This is a genomic window from Hyphomonas oceanitis SCH89 (genome assembly GCF_000685295.1).
Lineage (GTDB): Bacteria > Pseudomonadota > Alphaproteobacteria > Caulobacterales > Hyphomonadaceae > Hyphomonas > Hyphomonas oceanitis.
In genome coordinates this window covers 38,282-59,168 of sequence record NZ_ARYL01000019.1, presented here as the reverse complement: position 1 = coordinate 59,168, position 20,887 = coordinate 38,282, and the positions used below count along the sequence as shown (strand labels likewise).

Here is a 20,887-nt window from a genome sequence, read left to right as displayed (position 1 = left end):
TTCGATGAGCACACACGCAGCACCCTCCCGGCAATTCACCTACGCCTTCGCCAAGGACAAGGGCCTCATTGTCCTGCCTGATCGCGAAGCGCTGACGGTCGGCGTGCGTATGGGTGCTGATGCTTTCTCACTGGTTGAAGCGCGCCGCGCCCTTGGCCGCCCGCACGCCATCGAATCCATGGACGCCGCCAGTTTTGACCGCGCCCTCACGAACGCCTTCAGCCAGGGTCCGCTCGGCGCCACCGACATTGAGGCGGCTGTTGCCAGCCGTGGTGGCCTCGAAAGCCTGATCGACGACATCCCGGAAGCGGCTGACCTGCTCGGCGGCAGCGATGATGCACCCGTCATCCGCCTCATCAACGGGCTTATCTATGAGGCGATGAAGCGCCGCGCTTCAGATATTCATATTGATCCGTTTGAGGACAAACTGTCGATCCGCTATCGCATCGATGGTGATCTCGTCGAGGTCATCACGCCGCCACGCAAGCTTGCGGCGCCGCTGGTCTCCCGCATCAAGGTCATGGCGCGCCTCGACATCGCCGAGAAACGCCTGCCACAGGATGGCCGCATCTCGCTGCAGGCCGGCGGCCGCTCAATCGACGTGCGCGTCGCCATCCTGCCGACCCGCTTTGGCGAACGCGTTGCGCTTCGCCTGCTCGACACGCAGAACGCCCTGCTGACGCTTGAAGAGCTCGGCATGGATTCCGACACCTATCAGCGCTTCGATCAGGTGCTCAGCCAGCCAAACGGCGTGATCCTCGTCACTGGTCCTGTCGGCTCGGGCAAGACCACCACGCTTTATTCCTCCATCTCGCGCCTAAACACCGGAAACGTGAACATCATGACGCTGGAAGACCCGGTCGAATACGGCCTGCCGGGCATCAGCCAGACGCAGATGGACTCCAAGGTCGGCCTCACCTTCGCCCGCGCCCTGCGAAACATCCTGCGTCAGGACTTCAACATCGTCATGGTGGGCGAGATTCGCGATCTGGAAACCGCCGAAGCCGCGTTCGAATTCGCCTCCACCGGCCGCCTCGCCTTCTCCACCCTGCACACAAACAGTGCCGCAGGCGCCATAACGCGTCTGCGCGATATGGGCGTCGAAACCTATCTCATGGCCTCGACCCTGCGCGCCGTCATGGCCCAGCGTCTCGTGCGCAAACTGTGCGATGTCTGCAAGGAGCCCGCCGAGGCCGGAACCGCCGAGTATGAAGCCCTCGACCTGCCACATGGTCAGGCCTTCACACACTACACGCCGAAAGGCTGCATGGCCTGCGGCAATACCGGCTTCCATGGCCGCATCGCCATCTATGAGCTGCTCGTGATTGATAATGCCGTGCGAAACCTGCTGCATGCGGATGCCACGGAAGATGCCATCGAAGCCGTTGCCTTCGCCGATCATCACCGCCTGATCGAAAATGCGCGGCGCTATGTATTCTCCGGCGAGACAAGCGTGACGGAAGTCCTGCGCGTCTGCCGCAAGGAGGCCCGCGATGGCAGCGTTTGAGTACGTCGCTGTCGATACAGGCGGCAAACGCATGCGTGGTGTCATTTCAGCAGACAGCCCCCGCGCAGCCCGCAAGGAATTGCGGATGCGCGAGCTCATGCCCATCGAGGTTTCTCCGCTCAGCGCAAAGAGCGCGCGCGGCGGCAAGGGCGCCGGTGGCCGCATTTCGGAAAAAGACCGCGCCCTGCTCGCGCGACAACTCGCTGTCCTCCTCCAGTCCGGCCTCACTGTCGAACAGGCTCTGACGGCCGTTGCGGCCGATGCGAAGCCCGAGACCGTCGCCATCCTTCACCGCGTCCGCAACGAAGTCACCGAAGGCTCGCGCTTTGCCGACGCCCTCGCGACCGCGCCGCGCGCCTTCCCGCCCCTCTTCAAGTCCGTTGTGGCAGCTGGTGAAATGTCCGGACGACAGGGCGAAGTGATGGAGCGCCTCGCGATCTATCTGGAAAACACATGGCGCCTGCGCCAGAAGGTCCAGTCCGCGCTGATCTATCCGGCCCTCCTGGCCACGCTGGCCATCGGCATGGTCATCGCGCTCATGATCATCGTCGTGCCGCGCCTTGTCGAACAGTTCGACATGTTCGACGCCAAACTGCCCTGGCTGACCCAGCAGGTCATCATGATGTCAAACTTGCTCCGCAACTGGGGCTGGCTCATCGCCATTGGCGTCGTCGTGGGGGTCATTGCGCTCAATCGCCTCCTGCGCGCGCCCGGCGTGCGCGAATCCATGGACCGCTTCATCCTGCGCCTGCCCGTCATCGGCAATCTCGCCCGCACCGTCTCAGCCGCGCGGTTCGCCCGCATCTTCGCCACGCTCTCATCCTCGGGTGCGACTGTGCTGGAATCCCTGCAGGCCGCCCGCGGCGCGATGGCGAACAGCGTGTTCCGCAAGGCTGCAGACGAAATTGCCATTAAGGTCAGCGAAGGCGGCTCCTTCGCCGCTGCGCTCAAGAACACGCACGCTTTCCCGCCCATGATGGTGCATATGGTGGCCAGTGGCGAAGCGGGCCGCGATGTGCCCGGCATGATGACGCGCGCCGCCGAATTCCTCGAGGAAGAATTCGAGAACGCCACGTCCACCGCCCTCAGTCTGATGGAACCCATCATCATCGTTATTCTTGGCGGTCTGGTCGGGACAATCGTATTGTCCATCATGCTACCCATCATCCAGCTCAACACACTCGCGCTCCAATAGCGCCGCACCCCAATCAGGAGGCCTCCATGACACAGGACCAGGACAACCAATCCCCCGAAACCATCCGCAAGGATGCCGGCTTCTCACTTGTCGAACTGCTGGTGACCGTCTCGATCATGGCGCTGCTCGCAACCGCTGTCGTCATCTCTGTCGGCCCGGTGCTCGGCAAGTCCCGCGTCGACCGCGCGCGGTCCGATATCGCCGCCCTGGAAAGTGGCCTCGAGCAATACAGCTTCGACATGTTCAACTATCCGGGCGCGGATGTCGGGCTCGCTGCCCTCAAGACGCCACCCTCGGGCGCAAACGCCGCCCAGTACCGTCCCGGCGGCTACATCAAGCGCATCCAGCAAGACCCCTGGGGCAATGATTACATCTACAACGTGCCCGGTGTCCGCTCCGCCGGCGCCTATGATGTCTTCTCGGCCGGCCCCGACGGTCAACCCGGCAATGAAGACGACATCGGCAACTGGAACTGACCTGATCCATGAACCCGAACCGCGACCTCCCACTTCCACACGATGCAGGCATGAGCCTGATCGAAGTGCTGGTCGCAGTGTTCATCATGGGCCTTGCCGCCGGAATGGTCGCCATGACCATGCGTGCACCTGCAGACCCGCTTGAGGAAGCCGCAGCCCGCCTTGAACGCGACGTCACCTCGGCAATGGACCTCGCGCTGGTGACCGGCGCTCCGCAGGGACTGAAGCTCACCGAGCAGGGCTATCAGCTTGTCACCTGGCGCAATCAGGCATGGCTGCCGGCAGCCGGCGGGAAGGTCACATTGGCCCGCAATGTGGCCTTCGACAGGTCCCGCACGCCCCCTCAGCGGTCCGGGAATGGTCCGGGAAGTCCCAATGAAGCCCCCCCCGAGGTCATCCTCGATACCACAGGTACCGCCCAAGCCGACCAGCTGATCCTTGAGCGCGGCAACCAGACAATCGAACTGACAATTGCGCCCGACGGCAAAGTGACATGGGAGGCGCCCAATGCCTGATCCCCATCGCCAGTCCGGGTTCACCCTGGTCGAAGTCCTTGCCGCACTTGGCGTTTTTTCGATTTCCGCCATCGGGCTGATCCATCTCAGCAGCGAAACCATGATCGGCGCCCGTCAGGTCGACATGCGCGCCCTCGCCGAAATCGAAGCCAATAATCGCATGGCCGACGCGCTCACCACGCCTCCGCCGCTGCCCACCGGCGTCATTGCAGGCGAATCCACCCAGCGTGGCCGCAGCTTTGACTGGAACCGCACCGTCACGCCGACACAGGAAAACGGTCTTTTCCTCGTTGAAATCACTGTAACCGCACCAGAAAGCGGACAGATTCTTGCACACCTGCAGAGCTTGAGGGTCGGCCAATGAACCGCTCCAGCGCCGGCTTCACGCTCGTCGAGACCCTTGTTGCGCTCGCCGTCACAGCAACGCTGGCGACAGCTGGCACACTCATGATGCTGCAGACCCTTCAGGCCAGCCGCGCCGTGAACACACGGATGGACGAGGCGCGCTCACTCGAGGCGGCCTTCGGTCTGATGAGGTCGGATTTCAATGAGGTCACGCACCGTTCTTCCTCCGCTCCAGATGACCTTTACCCGCCCATCGGCTTTCAGGGCTTGAAGAGCGACAAGACCGGCGAGTTGATCACGTTCGTCCGGTCCGGATGGATAGCCCCCCAGATCGGCAGCGAACGCAGCGACCTCCAGCGCGTGGCTTATGCCTATGACAAGGGCACACTGGTTCGAAAGGCGTGGCTCCGGCCAGATCCGGTCAGCACCACGCCTGTTGTCGAGCGCATCCTGATGGAGGGAATAGACAAGCTCGACATCCGTTACCGCCGAAAAGGCGCCTGGTTCGATGCGTGGCCAGCGACGACCAGCGGCGACTATCCTGATCTCATTGAATTCAAGATGACATTCGCTGACCAGGATGAACTGACCCTCACGTATATGCTTGGTGCCATGTCATGACGCCCCACGTTTCCCCGAAGGATCGCGGCGCCGCGCTGCTGTCGATCCTGATGATCGTGGCCGTGATGTCGGTTGCGGCGCTTGCTGCTGTCGAGGCGCTTGGGCGCTCGCTCAGCCTCGCGCGTGTCTCGTCAGAACGGTCCCAGACCATATGGGCCAGTCGATCAACAGAGGCGCTCGGCGTCCTTGCTGTGGCCCGGATCAAGACCTTGGGCGACGATGCCATCCGGGAAGCACTCGAAACCGGCCAGAGCATGACCTTGCCGTTTGATCGCGGCGTGATCCAGGCAACACTCTCTGACGCCTCCAACTGCTTCAACCTGAATACCGTCACGGGCGAGGCCAATGACGTCAATCACATCAAATTCCAGCGCCTGCTCGAAGCCATGGATGTGTTCCGCTCGGAAGCTCAGGCGCTTTCCGAAAGCCTGGCCGACTGGATAGACAAGGATTCCTCGCCCCGGGCATATGGCGCCGAGGCTGGCTATTATGGCACCCTTGAAACTCCTTACCGTTCCGCCAACGCACCGCTCGCAAACTTGACAGAGCTACGAGCCATAAAAGGCTTCACCCCTGAAATTATCGCGATGATCCAGCCGCTGGTCTGTGTCAGGCCAGACCATTTCCAGACCGCCCTCAATATCGAGACACTCAAAGAAGAGGATGCGCCCCTGCTGGTCGCACTCTATTCCGGCGAACTTACCCTTGAGAAAGCCCAGTCGGTCATCCGCGCCAAGCCACTTGGTGGCTGGCATTCGCTGGACACGTTCCTGCAAAATGAACACATCCAGACCATCGCCGTCGCCGCACGCGACGATTCCATGCTCTCGCTGAAACCCAGCAACCTGCGTTTGACAGCCCGCATTGTGTCTGGCTCAACACAGGAAACCCTCCAGCTTGTCTATGCAATGGACAAAGGCGGCCAGGCCAGCCTTATCCAGCGCACGACGGGAGACTTCTGATGGCCCGGCGCCTTTTTACTCTTATGCCACCTTCGGGCGCGCCCACGGAATTCGCGCTCGTCAACGACAGGAGCATCAATCTCCTGTCTGCCGCAGACGCGAATGTCTCCTCTGGCGATGATGTGGTCGTGTTCGTACCCGGTACGGACGTCGGCTGTTTCGAAGTACGCATACCGGCACAGGGCGCGGCCGAAATTCGGCGGTCTGCCGCCTTTGCCCTTGAAGATGAAGTCGCCGTTCCTGTTGAAGAAGCCCATGTCGCGATTGGTCAGACACTCGACAGCGGATTGCGCCCTGTACATGTGGTTGAGCCGGCGCTCATGGAAGAATGGGTCGCGCGTCTGAACGCGTCTGGCTTGAAGACGGCTAAACTTGTGGCCGACGTCTCTGTCCTGCCCGCAGCCCCCATGGCCGTAGACGCCGGAGACCACGTCCTCGTTTCCACAGGCGAAAAACGGTTTGCCATTGATGCCGCGCTGCCAGACGACGCGCTGAAAGCCCTCGCGAATTCGTCAAAAGCGCCGCTTACAACGTCCAGTGCCGCACTCGCGCATCGGCTCGGTGTGTCAGCAAGCAGCGCGTCGTCTCTGCCGGTTCTCGCGCAACTCGCCCAATGGGCCGAAACAGCTGGTGCACTGACCGACCTCCGTCAGGGTCCGTTTATCAGTCGCAAACAAGCCGATATCCGTATTGGTGCGTGGCGCTCAACGCTTCTACTGGGCGCGGCCGCTGCCGTCGCTCTCCTTGCGATGGTCGGGCTGGAAACCTGGTCCCTTTCGCGCCTGTCCGATGTGCTCGATCAGCACGCGCGTGGGATCTATGCCGCATCATTTCCCGGGACGCCGGTGCCCAGCAACCTCGACGCAGCGGTGCGAAACCAGGACGCCGCTCCCGCCGCCAACCGGCTGGCCTTCCTTGATGCCACCGCACTCCTCTATGAATCCATTCCCGCTGAAAGTGGCATTTCAATTGAGGGGCTGCGTTATGACCGGCAGACCGGGCGGCTTCTCGCAAATATGGTCTATCCAAAATATGGCAGCGACGCGGACCTCAAGAATGCACTTGAGGCCAAGGGCCTCGGCGTTTCGCTCGGCGACTCCCGTCAGCAGGATGACCGGGTTATCGGTGACCTGACACTGGAGGCAGCCCAATGATTGAATGGTGGGACAAACGCAGCCTGCGCGAGCAAGGCCTTGTAGCCGCGGCAGCCATCCTGCTCGCGCTTATCATCCTGTTACAGTTCATCATTGTTCCCCTGTTCGCCGGGAGGGCGGAAGCGGCGCTCAAAGCTGACCAGGCTTCTCGTACATTAGACGTCATGACATCGCGGGGCCTGTCGCCTGCAGCCGCGAATGGCACGCAGGCTGGCCCTGCACTCGATCCAGACAGCAGCCGGCGCGCCATTCTCGAAGCTGCCACAAGGCGCGGTCTGGCCATCGCACGCATTCAGGTCAGCACTGAAGGCGTCATTACGGTCCAGATCGATGACACAAACGCAGAGAACATTTTCGCCTGGCTCTTTGACCTACGCAACACAGCCTCCCTTGAGGCCAGTCGCGCGACAATGAATGACACGGGCGCAGGCCTAGTCCGCTCAAGTTTCGAATTTGGAGGCAAGCAAGGATGAAGCGGATCGCTCTCATCCTCGTCTTCGCGGCGGCGCTTATAGTGGGTCTGGTTTCAGGCATTCCCCTGTCATTCGCCATGCGCAACGCCGGCCTGATCGAACAAGGCATAGGCTGGCAGCAGGCGCGCGGCACCATCTGGCACGGACAAGTCACAGGACTGGTTTATCGCGGCACGCCCGCAGGCGCGCTGGATATCCGATCGTCCCCGCTATCGCTCTTCACAGGCTCAGTCGGCTCAGACATAAACTGGGGCGCTCCTACCGGTCGGGCGCGTTTGAGAGTCTCAATCTCACCATCGTCGGTGAACCTGTCCAATCTCGGCGCTGAAGTGGATATCAGTCGGCTGGACGGCATCCATGACGAACTGCGCCGCGTCGGCGGAACGCTCAAACTGTCCAATGCCGCCATTCGCCTTGGCCGCAACGGACAGTGCACCAGCGCGAACGGCTCGGCACAGCTGGATCTCGTAAGCCGCCTCGGTGTCCAGTATGGCCGCGACTGGCCGATGCTCACGGGTTCACCTGTCTGCACCGACGGCACACTCAAACTGCCGCTGTCCGGTGACGGACAGAACGGCGAACGTTTTGAGATCACACTATCGACCTTGCCGGATGGGCGTACAAGCATGGACCTGCATGTCGAAAAGCTGGATCCACAGGCAACTGCTGCCCTTGCCACACTTGGCTTCACAAAATCCGGGAACGGGTACACCCTGCGCCGGGAAGCCGCCCGGAACGAGGAGAATTGATCATGCCAAGCCTGCGTCTCAGCCACTTGGCCATGATCCTCCTGAGCGGCGCTGTCTTCACCGCCTGCACAAGCAAGCCCACACCAGAAGCGCCCACAATAAGCGCGTCGGATGTCATAAACCGGACCGGCGAGCTGCCGCCGCAGACGCTTCCCCCAGGCGCTTGCGGCCTCTTCCTCTGGACCAATGGGGAGCCGCTCCGCTTCATCTTCTTCGCAAAAGCCGGCACTGACACAGCTGTGATGGAGATAGATGGCGAGCAGCGTGAATTGCGTCTCACATCCTCCAAGGGTGATTTGTTTGGCCAGTTCATGACCCGCATGACCTACGCGTCCGACCAGGGCAATGTCGGCGTCAGCTTCAGTGCTGGTGAAATGCTCGACGGCGGTCAACGCATCGAAGATGGCCGTCTCTCGCTTGTCGCCAAGGATGGCTGGGAAACCATGATCCCCGTCTTTGGCCTCTCGGCCTGCCAGCCGGAGAGCCGCTGAGCCAGGCAGGTAGGGCACGACGGACGCCATTAGGACCTATAGAACAACGTAAACGGCGCCCTCAAAAGCCACCAGTGGATAAGTAAGCGTAGAATTCAAAGACCGAAAAACAGCAATCTTTCGTTGTTTATCAACTACGAGATATTGTTTTTCAATAATTTCGGTGTTACCAAGACTCATCAAGGCACAAGAGGATGCGCGCAGAAAACCGCACCTCACGCCAGACACAAGATGAGCATTTCGCCGATGACTTATGCAGAAACAGCCCAAAAACCGCCCTTCCGGCTGGGTCTCCTGATCAAGCGACTCATTTTTTTGGTCCTGCCAGTCCTGGTGTTGATAGGTGCGGCCGGCGGCTTCATCGGCATGAGCGCCCTCAAGCCCGCTCCCGAGGAGAAAGCAACCATCATTGAAGCGCTCCCTGTGCTCACCGCAACAGCGCGCAAGGAACCTGTAACGATCACGGTCCACGGCCAGGGCGCAGTGAAGGCCCGCTCCGAAGTGAGTCTTGCCGCCGAGATCACCGGCCGGGTCGTTTATGTCTCCCCGAATTTCCTCGCCGGCGCACAATTCAAGCAAGGTGAAACACTCGTTCGGCTCGAGGCGCGCGAATACGAGCTGGGCATTGTCCAGGCCGAGGCCGCCGTCGCCCAGGCGCATACAGCTCTTATGCAGGAAATCTCCGAAGGCCAGATTGCAAGCCAGGGCGCCGAGCAACTCGGCATCTCTGACGTCTCCGACCTTACACTCCGCCGCCCTCAACGCGCCCAGGCTGAAGCCCAACTCGCCTCAGCTGAAGCGCGCCTCGACGAAGCCCGTCTCCAGCTCTCTCGCACGCGGATCGTTGCGCCCTTCCCCGGGCGCGTGCGCCAGAAGTCGGTCAATGTCGGCGCCTATGTCTCTCCGGGCGCGCGTCTCGGCGATATCTATGCCAGCGACGTGGTCGAAATCGCCATTGCGCTGAGCGACGCCGATCTCGAGAATCTGGGCCTCGGCATCGGTTTTTCAGAAGCCTCCGGCCAAAAAGGGCCACCCGTTATACTCGAAGCCACTGTTGCAGGCGTGTCTCATAAATGGTCGGGCCGCATTACCCGTACCGATAGCGGCTTTGATCCCGAAACCCGGGTCCTCTTTGCCTATGTCGAGGTCGCCGACCCTTATGGCAAAGGCGCAGACAATGGCACGCCACTCGCCACCGGCCTCTATGTTGACGCGGTGATTGCCGGTCGCGCCCTCGACGAAAGTGTCGTTCTCCCGCGCACCGCCCTGCGCGGCAAGGCTTCAGTCTATGTCGCACGTGATGATGACACGCTCGAAATCCGCCCCGTGAACGTCGCCTTTTCAGACCGGGAGCGCCTCGTTATCACAAGCGGCGTTTCTGCAGGCGAGAAAGTCATCACATCGCCTGTGCGCGCCGTAGCCGAGGGTATGAAGATCAAATCTGTCGACCGACTGGAAACAGCCTTCGCGGCTGAAGCCAGTGCGTCGAACGACTAGAAGGGAACCGGGGGCATGTCGGGATTTATCCGCTGGTGGGCAGACAACAAGGTCGCTGCCAATCTTCTGATGATCGCCCTGATCATTGCGGGCATCGTCGCCTATCTCCGTATGGAGCGCGAGCTTGAGCCCTATGTCGAATTCCCCGGCGCGGCGATCACCGTCGTATGGCGCGGCGCCTCTCCCCAGGACGTTGAGGAACAGCTCACCGTCCGCATGGAAGAGGCCGTCAGCACGGTGGAGGGTATCAAGGAACTGAGCTCCAGTTCCTATGAAGGCGTCGCTCGCGTGGTCGTGGTCGGCAATGAAGACTTGGACGAAGGCAAGTTCCTGCAGGAACTGAAACGCCAGATCGATTCCATCAGCACATTCCCATCCGCAGCCGAACCCGCTCAGATTCATGTTTTCCGCAATCGGTATGAACTGATGCGCATCGCTGTTTCGGCCGATGAAAGCGTCAGCGAACAGGAGCTGAAGCGTTTTGCCGAAGCCACCCGTCGGGAAATCGGTCTGCTTGGCTATGTGCCGTCGGTCGACCTGTTTGGCGTGCGCAATGCGGAAATCTCGATTGAGGTCTCCGAAGAAGCCCTGCGCCGCTATGGTGTCAGCCTCTCCGAAGTGGCGAATGCGGTCGGCGGAACCTCGGTCAACATCTCAGCCGGTAATGTCCGCAGTGATGGCGGCAATGTCCAGCTGCGCACCCGCTCACAGGCGGACACGCAGGCTGAATTCGAGAACATCATCGTCAAACAGATGCCGAACGGCGCCGTGGTCCGCGTCTCCGACATGGCCAAGGTCATCGACGGCTTTGAGGAAGTGAACCTTCTCGCCACGGTCAACGGCAAGCGCACGATCCTCGTTCAGGTCATGAACGGACCGAACATGAACATCGTGAAGATGGCGAAGAATGTGCGCGGCTATTACGACGAGGCTGTCAAACACACGCCCCCCGGCATCACGATGACCATATGGCAGGACTCCTCCATCGACTATATGAGTCGCATAAGGCTTATCGGGTCGAACTTCCTGATGGGCCTCGGCCTGGTCCTGATTACGCTCCTTCTCTTCCTGCGCCCGAAGATCGCCATCTGGGTCGCGGTTGGCATCGGTACGGCCTTCGCCGGCGGTCTCGCGCTGCTGCCGCTGATGGACGTCTCATTCAACATGATCTCCACCTTCGCCTTCCTGCTTGTGATTGGCGTGATCGTTGACGATGCGATTATTGTCGGCGAGGCTATTCACTCCCGAACGGAAGACGGCGAAGAAGGCCTGACCGCCGCAATCAACGGCACGACGATGGTCATCAAGCCGGTCATCTTCGCGGTCTTTACAACAATGATTTTCTTTGCGCCGTGGATGATGCTCTCGGGCGGCACCAGCGAGTTCACACGCTCCATTTCGCTCGTCGTCATCCTCGCGCTTACATTCTCGCTCATTGAATCGCTTCTGATACTGCCGGCTCACCTGTCACATCTGAAACCCGCCAGTCGCGACAGCCGTTTCGCGCGCTTCCAGGACACGATTGCCAATTCCATCGTCTGGGTCGCGCGCAACCTCTACCGCCCGCTCATGGTCGCGGCTTTGCGCCAGCGCTACCTGACAGCAGCCATCTTTGTCGGCGGCATGGTGCTCTCCGTCGGCCTCCTGACAAACGGTCTCGTCAAGACGATCTTCTTTCCAGAAACAGAATCCGATCAGATCGCCGTCACGGTTGAGCTGCCCGAGGGCACACCCTATTCCCGCACACTCGAAGTCCTGGCCCAGATCCAGGCTGGCGAGAAAGCGCTCGAAGACGAAATCAATGCCTCGACCAATGGCGAAGGCAAACTGATCGAGAACTGGTACACCCGCTCACGCGACAACAATGTCCTCGCGCTGGTCAAACTTGTGCCGCCCGAAACACGCACGCTCACCGCCAAGGAAACGGCCGAACGCCTGCGCGCCCTCATCGGGGAAGTACCGGACGCTGAGACCATCACCGTCAACTACAAGAATGCCGACACCGACCCGCCGATCCAGTACATGCTCAACTCTACCGACTTGGACGCGCTGAACGCAGCTGCTGAAGATTTGATGTTGAAGCTCCGCTCCTATGACGGCGTCTACAATGTCGTGAACGACGTCCAGAGCGCGACCGATGAAATCCAGTTTGACCTGAAGCCCGGCGCAGAATCCCTCGGCATCACCACCGCCGATGTCGCCCGTCAGGTCCGGCAGGGCTTCTATGGTGAGGAAGTCCAACGCCTGCCGCGCGATGGTGAAGATGTTCGTGTCTTCGTTCGCTATCCGCGGTCTGACCGAGAATCCCTGGATTTTCTCAACAACATCCGCATCCGCACCGCCGATGGGCGTGAGCTGCCACTCTATGCCGTTGCCGACATTCGCTTCGAGAAAGGCATTTCGCAGATCAATCGACGCGAACGCCGCCGGGCCATTGTGGTCAGTGCAGAAGTCGCGGCCGAACGGATTACCGAAATCCGCAACGAACTCGACAACAATTTCTTCGAAAGCTTTGACAAAGCTCATCCACAGGTTCGGCGCGGCAATATAGGCCGGGCACAAGGCGAGGCTGAATTCTTCGCCGAGATCATGACGCTCCTGCTGATCGCAATAGGCGTCGCCTATTTCCTCGTCGCCGTGGCATTCAAGTCTTATGCAGAACCAATCCTCATCCTGCTCGCCGCCATTCCGTTTTGTTTCACCGGGGCCATGGTCGGCCATCTCGTGATGGGTTTCCCGCTCAGTATCCTGTCCTATATGGGCATAATGGCAGCGGCCGGCGTCGCCGTGAACGACAACCTCGTCCTCATTGACTATGTACACCAGCTGCGTGATCGCGGCATGGACGGCGCACAAGCACTGGTCGAGGCCGGTACACGCCGCTTCCGTCCAATCCTGCTCACCTCGCTCACAACCTTTGTCGGCCTCCTGCCGCTGATGCTGGAACGGTCCATCCAGGCCCAGTTCCTCATCCCGATCGGTGTGGGGCTCGCCTTCGGTGTTCTGTTTGCGCTCTTCGTCACCCTGTTCTTCGTTCCGGCCCTCTACGGCATCGGGGCCGATATCAAGCGCTTCTTCGCCCATCTCATCACAGGCAAGCACTATCCTGCCTTCGATGCGCAGCTCGATATGAAGGCACTGGAAGAGATCGCCCCTGTTCCAGCGGAATAAAGGCAGGGCCTGACCCCACAACGGAGCTTAGGCCCTTGCCTTCATGGGGCTCATCGCTAAACCCCACGAAATGCTGACCATTTCGAACCTCGACTATCGTATTGAAGCGCGCCTCCTGTTTGAAGGCGCCTCCGCCCAGATCGCGTCTGGCTGGAAAGTCGGCCTCGTCGGCCGCAACGGCACGGGCAAGTCCACGCTGCTGAAGCTGATCCGCGAGGAGATCACGCATCCAACCAATGACGGCTCAATCCGCCTGAATCAGGGCGCCAAGCTTGGCTGGGTCGCGCAGGAAGTCGCCCCGACAGACGAGACCATTCTGGAAGTCGTTCTAGCCGCCGATACCGAGCGCCACGCCCTGATGCAGGAAGCGGAGACGGCCGAAGATCCTATGCGGATCGCAGATATCCACACCCGTCTCGTCGATATAGACGCTTGGTCAGCGGATTCACGGGCAGCTGAGGTCCTCATGGGCCTCGGCTTCACGCAAGCAGATCTTGACCGCCCGACCCGCGAATTCTCCGGCGGCTGGCGCATGCGTGCCGCCATCGCGGGCGTCCTCTTCTCTCAGCCTGACCTGCTGCTGCTCGACGAACCGACCAACTATCTCGACCTCGAGGGCGCCGCGTGGCTCGAAGGCTATATCAAGAAATACCCGCACACGGTGCTGATCGTCTCGCACGACCGTGAAATGCTGAACCGCTGTGTTACCCACACGATGGCGCTTGAGCACAAGAAACTCGCGATTGTGCCCGGTGGTTATGACGCTTGGCTGCGCCTTCGCTCCGCCAAATACGCCCAACTTGAAAGCCAGCGCGCCAAGCAGGAAGTCGATAAGGCCCACCTTCAGGCGTTCGTTGACCGCTTTCGCGCCAAAGCGTCCAAGGCACGCCAGGCCCAGTCGCGCGTCAAAATGCTCGAAAAGATGCAGGACATCTCCATCCCGATGGCCGAACGCACGGTGCCCTTCCATTTCCCGGAGCCGGGCGACAAGATGGCACCGCCACTGCTCGAACTGCGCGGCGCAGAACTCGGCTATGGTACCGATGCCAGCATCCTGCGCGGCGTGACCCTCCGCCTCGACCCGGACGACCGGATCGCCATTGTCGGCACCAATGGTCAGGGTAAGACAACGCTCGTCAAATCCATCGCCGAACGCCTGCCCCTGATGGACGGCGCCCGTGTGACCCACAGCAAGGTCCGCATCGGCTATTTCTCGCAGGACCAGCTGGACGAGCTCACACCCGGCGAAACCGTGCTCGACCACGTCCGCCACGCCATGCCGAAGGAAACACCGGTCGCCAAACAGCGCTCGACGGCATCCCAAATGGGTTTCAGCCATGAAAAGGTGGAGACCAAAGTTGAAAAGCTCTCCGGCGGCGAAAAAGTTCGTCTGCTACTTGGCCTCATGGCCATGGAGAAGCCGCATATCCTGATCCTCGACGAGCCGACCTCCCACCTCGACATCGACAGCCGCGAAGCGCTGATCTACGCGCTGAACGACTTCAAAGGCGCAGTCCTGCTGATTACCCACGATATCTTCCTTGCCGAAGGCACCGCCGACCAGCTCTGGCTCGTGAAGGACGGAAAAGCCGACGTCTATGATGGCGACCTTCAGGATTATCGCGCCCTCGTCCTGCAGGCGGATCGCAACAAATCCGACAACAATCAAAAAAAAACAAAGTCCGAGCCGGTTGAGCCAGCCCCAAAGCTGAACAAGGCCGACCAGCGCCAGAAATCTTCCGAGTCCCGCAAAGCGGCCTCCGGTCTCAAACGCAAAGCGGACGACGCCGAGAAGCGGCTCGAAAAGATCAATGCCAAAATCGGTGCCATTGATACGGATCTGTCACGCCCCGGACACAGCTCGGAAAAGATCCAGGACCTGCTCCGTCAGCGCGCTGATCTCGCGGCCGAAGCCGAGTCGACCGAGATAGACTGGCTTCAGGCGATCGAGGATTATGAAACGGCTCTTAACGCCTGATCACTGCTGTACGTCCGCCTGCCGCGACCTATTTGTGCTATTAACCACGTTAAGTGAAATTTGTCTGGGCAGGACAACCCGTTCTAAGGGACTGTCGCAATACTACCCCTGTACAAGTCGGGATAAATTGCGCAGTTAGAAATTGAAAAGGCCGCAAAGAATTTGCGGATCGGGAGAGCTTGTTTTCCATTCGGCAGACAAGCTCGCAAGGGACAGACATGGGTGTTTCAGAGAACCTGAAAAGGGCCATCGCCTTCCCACGGGAGCAGGTGACCCTGTTGCATACGCCGCTCAACGGTCTCGCCATTCTCGATTCCGAAGATAGCGCCAACACGTCGGCGAAACCGACGATCCTGCCTCCAATCTATCCCGAATGGCTCGGCGACCGCCTCTTTGCCCACACCCATGGCTGTAGATTCAACTACGTAGTAGGGGAAATGGCCCGTGGCATCGCCACGACCCGTATGGTGGTCGAAGCGGTGAAGGCGGGATGTGTCGGTTTCTATGGAAGCGCAGGCCTGTCTCCGGATGTGATCGAGGCCGGAATTGCAGAGATAAAATCCCATCTTTCGACCGACCAGACAGCTTGGGGCGCCAACCTGATCCATTCCCCGCAGCAGCCCGGCTATGAAGCGCGCGTTGTCGACCTTTTCCTCGCCAAGGGTGTGCGACGTGTCTCCGCCTCGGCTTTCATGAAACTTTCGGTTGATCTGGTTCGATACACCGCCGTCGGACTTTCCCGTGCACCGGACGGCACCATTCATCGAGCCAATCACGTCTTCGCCAAGGTCTCCCGCGCTGAAGTCGCTGAGCCCTTCATGGCCCCCGCCCCAGCCAAAATCCTGCAGGATTTGGTCGCCAACGGCGCCATCACTGCCGAGCAGGCAGAGCTCGCCGCCCAAGTCCCGGTTGCCGCCGAGATCACCGCGGAATCCGATTCCGGCGGCCACACCGACAACCGACCGGCCAGCACGCTCTTCCCCTCTCTCGTCCTTGCCCGCGACCGCGTGGCCGCCCGCACAGGCGTCGACGCCAACGCCATCCGCATAGGCCTGGCCGGCGGCATCTCGACGCCGATGGCCGTTGCCGCAGCCTTCCAGATGGGCGCCGCCTACGTGCTTACAGGCTCCGTGAACCAGTCCGCCGTTGAATCCGGCCTGTCCGAAGCCGGCCGTCGCCTGCTCGCCAAGGCTGGGCCCGCCGATGTCACTATGGCGCCAGCCGCCGACATGTTCGAGCAGGGCGTCGAAGTTCAGGTTCTGAAACGCGGCACACTCTTCGCCATGCGCGGCAAGCGTCTTCATGCCATCTACCGCTCCGGTGCCAGCTACGAAAACCTTCCACAGAAGGATCGCGACTGGATCGACGACGTACTCGGCGAACCGTTCGACGCCGCATGGGCCCGCACCCTCGCCTATATCGCGCAGGCCAATCCCGCCGAGGCCAAACGTGCCGAAACGGATGGCAACAAGCGCTTCGCCCTCGTCGCCCGCCGCTACCTCTTCATGGGCGCCCAGTGGGCCCGCGAAGGCACGCCCGGACGCGAGATGGACTACCAGGTCTGGTGCGGCCCAGCGATGGGCGTCTTCAATGAATGGGTTGCCCACAGCTTCCTTGAGCCCGTCGAGAACCGCACGGTCAGGCAGATCGCCTGGAACCTGCTCGAAGGCGCTGCCCACATCACCCGCGCCGGACAACTGAGAGCCCTAGGCCTGCCCGTTGCCCCAACCGACTTCAATTACGCGCCCCGCCAGTTCGCAGACGCCCAATGAGACATATCCATGAGCACTGAGACCCGCACGTCCCCCGAACCAATCGCCGTCATTGGCGTCGGCTCTATCTTCCCCGGCCGGGGCGGCAATACCGGTTTCTGGCGCGATATATTCCAGGGCCGCGACCTGCTGACCGAAACACCCGCAAGCCACTGGCTGATCGAAGACTATTATGACGCCAACCCGCTCACGCCTGATCGCACCTATGGTCGGCGCGGTGGCTTCATCGCTCCCCTTCCATTCGACCCCATGGCTTTTGGCATTCCGCCCAACGCCCTGCAACACACCGACAGCGCCCAGCTTCTCGCCCTCGTTGCTGCTAAGAATGCGCTCGACGACATCCAAAGCACCAATGGCTGCGAGATAGACCTTACACGCACGAGCGTCATGCTCGGCGTCGCCTCTGCCACCGAACTCACGGCCCACATGGCAGGCCGCCTACAGCGCCCCGTCTGGGTCAACGCCCTGCGCCAGTCCGGCATCGGCGAGCCTGAAGTGCAGGAAATCGTCAAACGTATTGAAGCGCATTATATCGAGTGGAAGGAAAGCACCTTCCCGGGCCTGCTCGGCAATGTCGTCGCCGGACGCATCGCCAACCGGCTTGATCTCGGAGGCGCCAACTTTGTCACCGACGCTGCCTGCGCCTCCAGCCTGTCGGCCCTGAACATTGCCGTGCAGGAACTCCGCGCTGGCGACTCCGACACGGTGCTGGCGGGCGGCGCCGACGCGCTCAACGACATTCTCATGTATATGTGTTTCTCGAAAACACCGGCTCTCTCGCCAACAGGCGACTGCCGCCCCTTCTCCGCAGATGCAGACGGAACGATGCTCAGCGAAGGCGTCGGTATTATCGCGCTGCGCCGCCTGTCGGATGCAGAGCGCGACGGCAACCGCATCCACGCGGTCATTCGCGGCATGGGCGGCGGCTCTGACGGAAAGGGAACGGCCATCTACACGCCGCTCCCGTCCGGGCAGGCCCGCGCGATTGAGCGCGCATACGTCCAGGCTGGTTATGGCCCGGAATCCGTCGATCTCGTCGAGGCTCATGGCACTGGCACAAAGGCAGGCGACAAGGCTGAACTGGCTGGCTTGCACCTTGTCTTCGACGGCAAAGGGGACGGCACGCCATGGTGCGCCATTGGCTCGGTCAAATCCCAGATCGGCCATGCCAAGGGTGCAGCAGGCGCTGCCAGCCTGATCAAGACGGTGCACGCCCTCAGCCGCAAGATCCTTCCGCCCACGATCAAGATCGCCGAACCGGCAGACGTCCTGAAGGACAGCAAGAGCTTCTACCTCAATAGCGAAGCGCGCCCGTGGATTTCACCGACCAGTCGTCCGCGCCGCGCCGCAGTCAGTTCCTTCGGCTTCGGGGGCAGCAACTTCCACGCAACGCTTGAGGAATATACCGGCCCGACGGCACTCCAGCCGCCGCGCGTTTTCCCATCGGAACTCTTCCTCGTATCGGCTGGCACGCCAGACGGCCTCGTCGAGCAGCTCGAAACCCTCATTCATACCGAAACAGCAGAAGATGGTTTCGCCGCCCTCGCGGCCACCACGCATGAGGCCTTCGAATCCGATGCCCGCGTCCGTGCCGCCATTGTCGCCGACGACCAGAAAGACCTCGCCGCCAAGGCTTCCCGCCTGATCGGCCAAATCGAATCCGGCACACTTGGCACGGCTCCGCTCGGTGCAGGTATCCACGCCTCCACTACGCCCCCCGAAAACGGCAAGATCGCCTTCCTCTTCTCCGGCCAGGGCAGCCAATATGTCGGCATGGGCTCGGACCTTGCCATGGCCTTTCCCGCTGCTCGCGCAGCCTGGGACATGGCCGCAGGCCACGCTAAGACTGGCCCGCTGAAGCTCCAGCGGCTCGCCTTCCCGTCAGCCGCCTTCGATCAGGTAGAATTCGGCGAGCAGACCCAACGCCTCACCGAGATGCAACATGCCCAGCCCGCCATAGCAACCGTTGCCTTGGCCCAGCTTGCCTTGCTCGAACGCCTCGGCATCGACCCGGACATGGCCGGCGGCCATAGCTTCGGCGAGATGATGGCCCTCCATGTTGCGCGAAGCTTCGACGCCGAAAGCGTCCTCAGCGTCGCGGCCGCACGCGGTCGGCTTATGGCCGAGGCTGCCAAATCCACGCCCGGCGCGATGATGGCCGTGCAGACCGATTCAGAGACTATCGCGCCGATCGTCGCCAAGGTCACCAATGTCGTCCTCGCCAATGATAATGGCCCCAGCCAGGTCGTCCTCTCCGGCCCGGTTGACGCCATCAAGGCCGCTGAAGCAATCTGTATCGAGAAGGGCCTGAAAGCCCGCCGACTTCCGGTTGCAACCGCCTTCCACTCATCCATCGTCCACGCCGCCGTTGAGCCTTTCGCGGCAGAGCTGACGGCCCTGCGCCCGCGCAAACCGAAACTCCCGGTCTACGCCAACGCGACGGCCTCACCCTATAATGTCAAAGCCGCAGACCTGCCCGACGTCATCGCTGGCCAGATCGCCACGCCTGTCCGTTTCCGCGACCAGGTAGAAGCCATGTATGAGGCCGGCGCCCGCCTATTTCTCGAAGTCGGCCCCGGTAATATCGTTACCGGCCTTGTCCGCGATGTCCTCGGGGACCGCCCGTTCCGTGCTGTCTCGCTAGACAACAAGCGCGCCAATGGCCTCAGCCAGTTCCTCTCGGCCGTCGGCGAACTCAGCGTAGCCGGCCAGTCGCTCGATCTTGCCGCCCTCTTCGCTGACACGCCGCCGCCAGTGCCGGCGCCGCCACCATCGAAGCACGCAGTTTACATAAACGGCGCCAATTACGACAAGCCCTACCCGCCAAGGAATGGCGCAGAAGGCCGCGCCGCTCCCAATGTAGCACGGGCTCCGACCCAACCCGCTATCACCGCTGCACCGTCAACACCTCCGCCCACACCGCAACCGGCGCCCGCGCCAACCGCCGCTTCACCCGACCAGACTCCCAGCAGGACTTCTCCCATGACCGACACGCCCCAGACCTATACCGCCCCCGCGCCGGCCTCCTCCTCTGCGGAACGCATCTGGAGCGACGTATCACATGTTCACTCCGAATACCTCGCGACCATGGCGGCTAGCCATACGGCCTTTCTCAATGCGGCCGCATCCCTGCTGAGCGGCCAGCCGGTTTCGCAACAGCCGAGCCCCGCGCCGGTCCAGCGCATCGCCGCGCCGGCCCCCGCTCCTCAACCAACGCCACAGCAAGCGGCCCCTGCGCCTCAACCCGCAGCCCCTGCGCTCGCGCCACAACCCACGCCTGCGCCCAAGCCCTACACGAACGGCGCGGCAGCACCGGCACCACAGCCTGCACCTCAGGCGCCACCACCTGCTCCTGCTGCGCCAGCGCCTGCCTCGGCGCCCAAGGCTGCATCCGGCCAAAGCCCGGTCGAACTCGTCCAGTCCATCGTATCGGAAAAAACCGGGTACCCGGTCGACATGCTGGACGCGGACATGGACCTCGAAGGCGAACTCGGTGTCGACTCCATCAAGCAGGTCGAGATCCTCTCCACCCTGCGCGAACGCATGCCACACCTGCCGGAAATTGATCCCGAACAGCTCGTCGAACTGCGCACAATCAATGCCATCGCCACAATGATCGGCGGATCCACCCCGGCACCCGCACCTTCCGCGCCTGCCCCGGTCGCCGCAGCACCGGCGCCCGTCGCGGCCCCAACCGCTGTCTCAGCGCCGGCCTCCAACGGCAATGGCATCACACCAGACGTTATCCGCGCCCTCGTTGCAGACAAGACAGGCTACCCATCCTCCATGCTCGAAGACGACATGGATCTCGAAGGCGAACTCGGCGTCGACTCCATCAAACAGGTCGAAATCCTGTCGGCCCTGCGCGACCAGCATCCCTCGCTGCCCGAAGTCGACCCGGAAGCCATCGCCGAACTCCGCACGATCCGGAAAATCGCCGATTTTTTCAGCTAGGGGGCGGTGAGGATACGTCCTCAGCTC

At 61.5% G+C, this 20,887-nt stretch carries 16 protein-coding genes; all 16 read left to right on the top strand.

All coding sequences use genetic code 11. The features are described 5' to 3' along the window. Positions 1–4 precede the first annotated feature (4 nt). The 16 genes from HOC_RS12895 to HOC_RS12820 all read left to right on the top strand — a co-directional run bounded on the left by HOC_RS12895 (position 5) and on the right by HOC_RS12820 (position 20,860). Entirely contained in the window at positions 5–1,507 is a 1,503-nt protein-coding gene (locus HOC_RS12895; protein ID WP_035539250.1) for a GspE/PulE family protein, read from the top strand. Next, complete coding sequence (gene gspF / locus HOC_RS12890; RefSeq protein WP_035539247.1) at positions 1,494–2,702, top strand: type II secretion system inner membrane protein GspF; 1,209 nt, start codon at positions 1,494–1,496, stop codon at positions 2,700–2,702. The genes HOC_RS12895 and gspF overlap by 14 nt, the downstream gene beginning before the upstream one ends. Before the next feature lie 26 nt (positions 2,703–2,728). Then, positions 2,729–3,178, top strand: a complete 450-nt coding sequence (gene gspG, locus HOC_RS12885; RefSeq protein ID WP_035539245.1) for a type II secretion system major pseudopilin GspG — start codon at positions 2,729–2,731, stop codon at positions 3,176–3,178. Positions 3,179–3,186: 8 nt separating this feature from the next. Further along, positions 3,187–3,693 (top strand): prepilin-type N-terminal cleavage/methylation domain-containing protein, encoded by a 507-nt coding sequence (locus HOC_RS12880; protein WP_035539243.1) that lies wholly within the window; start codon positions 3,187–3,189, stop codon positions 3,691–3,693. Beyond that, positions 3,686–4,057 carry a type II secretion system minor pseudopilin GspI gene (gene gspI, locus HOC_RS12875; RefSeq protein ID WP_051624851.1) on the top strand — a complete coding sequence of 124 codons (372 nt, stop codon included), beginning with the start codon at positions 3,686–3,688 and terminating at the stop codon, positions 4,055–4,057. The genes HOC_RS12880 and gspI overlap by 8 nt, the downstream gene beginning before the upstream one ends. Further along, on the top strand, positions 4,054–4,659 hold the full coding sequence (gspJ, locus tag HOC_RS12870) for a type II secretion system minor pseudopilin GspJ (protein ID WP_035539241.1): 606 nt from the start codon (positions 4,054–4,056) through the stop codon (positions 4,657–4,659). Before gspI ends, gspJ begins: the two co-directional genes overlap by 4 nt. After that, a complete protein-coding gene (gspK, locus tag HOC_RS12865; protein WP_035539240.1) occupies positions 4,656–5,621 on the top strand; it encodes a type II secretion system minor pseudopilin GspK in 966 nt (321 codons plus the stop codon). The genes gspJ and gspK overlap by 4 nt, the downstream gene beginning before the upstream one ends. Continuing rightward, positions 5,621–6,775, top strand: a complete 1,155-nt coding sequence (gene gspL, locus HOC_RS12860; RefSeq protein WP_035539238.1) for a type II secretion system protein GspL — start codon at positions 5,621–5,623, stop codon at positions 6,773–6,775. The genes gspK and gspL overlap by 1 nt, the downstream gene beginning before the upstream one ends. Continuing rightward, on the top strand, positions 6,772–7,248 hold the full coding sequence (gene gspM, locus HOC_RS12855) for a type II secretion system protein GspM (protein WP_035539235.1): 477 nt from the start codon (positions 6,772–6,774) through the stop codon (positions 7,246–7,248). Before gspL ends, gspM begins: the two co-directional genes overlap by 4 nt. Further along, positions 7,245–7,997: a type II secretion system protein N gene (gene gspN, locus HOC_RS12850; RefSeq protein WP_035539233.1), complete on the top strand. Its 753-nt coding sequence runs from the start codon at positions 7,245–7,247 to the stop codon at positions 7,995–7,997. The genes gspM and gspN overlap by 4 nt, the downstream gene beginning before the upstream one ends. A gap of 2 nt (positions 7,998–7,999) precedes the next feature. Next, a complete protein-coding gene (locus HOC_RS12845) occupies positions 8,000–8,488 on the top strand; it encodes a hypothetical protein (protein ID WP_035539232.1) in 489 nt (162 codons plus the stop codon). A 246-nt stretch (positions 8,489–8,734) separates the two neighbouring features. Then, positions 8,735–9,985, top strand: coding sequence for an efflux RND transporter periplasmic adaptor subunit (locus HOC_RS12840; RefSeq protein ID WP_051624855.1), 1,251 nt, complete (start codon positions 8,735–8,737; stop codon positions 9,983–9,985). Between the two features lie 15 nt (positions 9,986–10,000). Further along, complete coding sequence (locus HOC_RS12835; RefSeq protein WP_035539231.1) at positions 10,001–13,156, top strand: efflux RND transporter permease subunit; 3,156 nt, start codon at positions 10,001–10,003, stop codon at positions 13,154–13,156. 70 nt (positions 13,157–13,226) lie between these two features. After that, complete coding sequence (locus HOC_RS12830) at positions 13,227–15,134, top strand: ABC-F family ATP-binding cassette domain-containing protein (protein ID WP_035539310.1); 1,908 nt, start codon at positions 13,227–13,229, stop codon at positions 15,132–15,134. Positions 15,135–15,352: 218 nt separating this feature from the next. Further along, entirely contained in the window at positions 15,353–16,906 is a 1,554-nt protein-coding gene (locus HOC_RS12825; RefSeq protein WP_035539229.1) for a PfaD family polyunsaturated fatty acid/polyketide biosynthesis protein, read from the top strand. Positions 16,907–16,915: 9 nt separating this feature from the next. Next, entirely contained in the window at positions 16,916–20,860 is a 3,945-nt protein-coding gene (locus tag HOC_RS12820) for a type I polyketide synthase (protein ID WP_051624850.1), read from the top strand. The last annotated feature ends 27 nt before the right edge of the window (positions 20,861–20,887 follow it).

What these genes read in the sequence shown, in the direction of transcription:
- HOC_RS12895 (WP_035539250.1), top strand. Translation starts at nt 5, where the DNA reads ATGAGCACACACGCAGCACCCTCCCGGCAATTCACCTACGCCTTCGCC.
- gspF (WP_035539247.1), top strand. Translation starts at nt 1,494, where the DNA reads ATGGCAGCGTTTGAGTACGTCGCTGTCGATACAGGCGGCAAACGCATG.
- gspG (WP_035539245.1), top strand. Translation starts at nt 2,729, where the DNA reads ATGACACAGGACCAGGACAACCAATCCCCCGAAACCATCCGCAAGGAT.
- HOC_RS12880 (WP_035539243.1), top strand. Translation starts at nt 3,187, where the DNA reads ATGAACCCGAACCGCGACCTCCCACTTCCACACGATGCAGGCATGAGC.
- gspI (WP_051624851.1), top strand. Translation starts at nt 3,686, where the DNA reads ATGCCTGATCCCCATCGCCAGTCCGGGTTCACCCTGGTCGAAGTCCTT.
- gspJ (WP_035539241.1), top strand. Translation starts at nt 4,054, where the DNA reads ATGAACCGCTCCAGCGCCGGCTTCACGCTCGTCGAGACCCTTGTTGCG.
- gspK (WP_035539240.1), top strand. Translation starts at nt 4,656, where the DNA reads ATGACGCCCCACGTTTCCCCGAAGGATCGCGGCGCCGCGCTGCTGTCG.
- gspL (WP_035539238.1), top strand. Translation starts at nt 5,621, where the DNA reads ATGGCCCGGCGCCTTTTTACTCTTATGCCACCTTCGGGCGCGCCCACG.
- gspM (WP_035539235.1), top strand. Translation starts at nt 6,772, where the DNA reads ATGATTGAATGGTGGGACAAACGCAGCCTGCGCGAGCAAGGCCTTGTA.
- gspN (WP_035539233.1), top strand. Translation starts at nt 7,245, where the DNA reads ATGAAGCGGATCGCTCTCATCCTCGTCTTCGCGGCGGCGCTTATAGTG.
- HOC_RS12845 (WP_035539232.1), top strand. Translation starts at nt 8,000, where the DNA reads ATGCCAAGCCTGCGTCTCAGCCACTTGGCCATGATCCTCCTGAGCGGC.
- HOC_RS12840 (WP_051624855.1), top strand. Translation starts at nt 8,735, where the DNA reads ATGACTTATGCAGAAACAGCCCAAAAACCGCCCTTCCGGCTGGGTCTC.
- HOC_RS12835 (WP_035539231.1), top strand. Translation starts at nt 10,001, where the DNA reads ATGTCGGGATTTATCCGCTGGTGGGCAGACAACAAGGTCGCTGCCAAT.
- HOC_RS12830 (WP_035539310.1), top strand. Translation starts at nt 13,227, where the DNA reads ATGCTGACCATTTCGAACCTCGACTATCGTATTGAAGCGCGCCTCCTG.
- HOC_RS12825 (WP_035539229.1), top strand. Translation starts at nt 15,353, where the DNA reads ATGGGTGTTTCAGAGAACCTGAAAAGGGCCATCGCCTTCCCACGGGAG.
- HOC_RS12820 (WP_051624850.1), top strand. Translation starts at nt 16,916, where the DNA reads ATGAGCACTGAGACCCGCACGTCCCCCGAACCAATCGCCGTCATTGGC.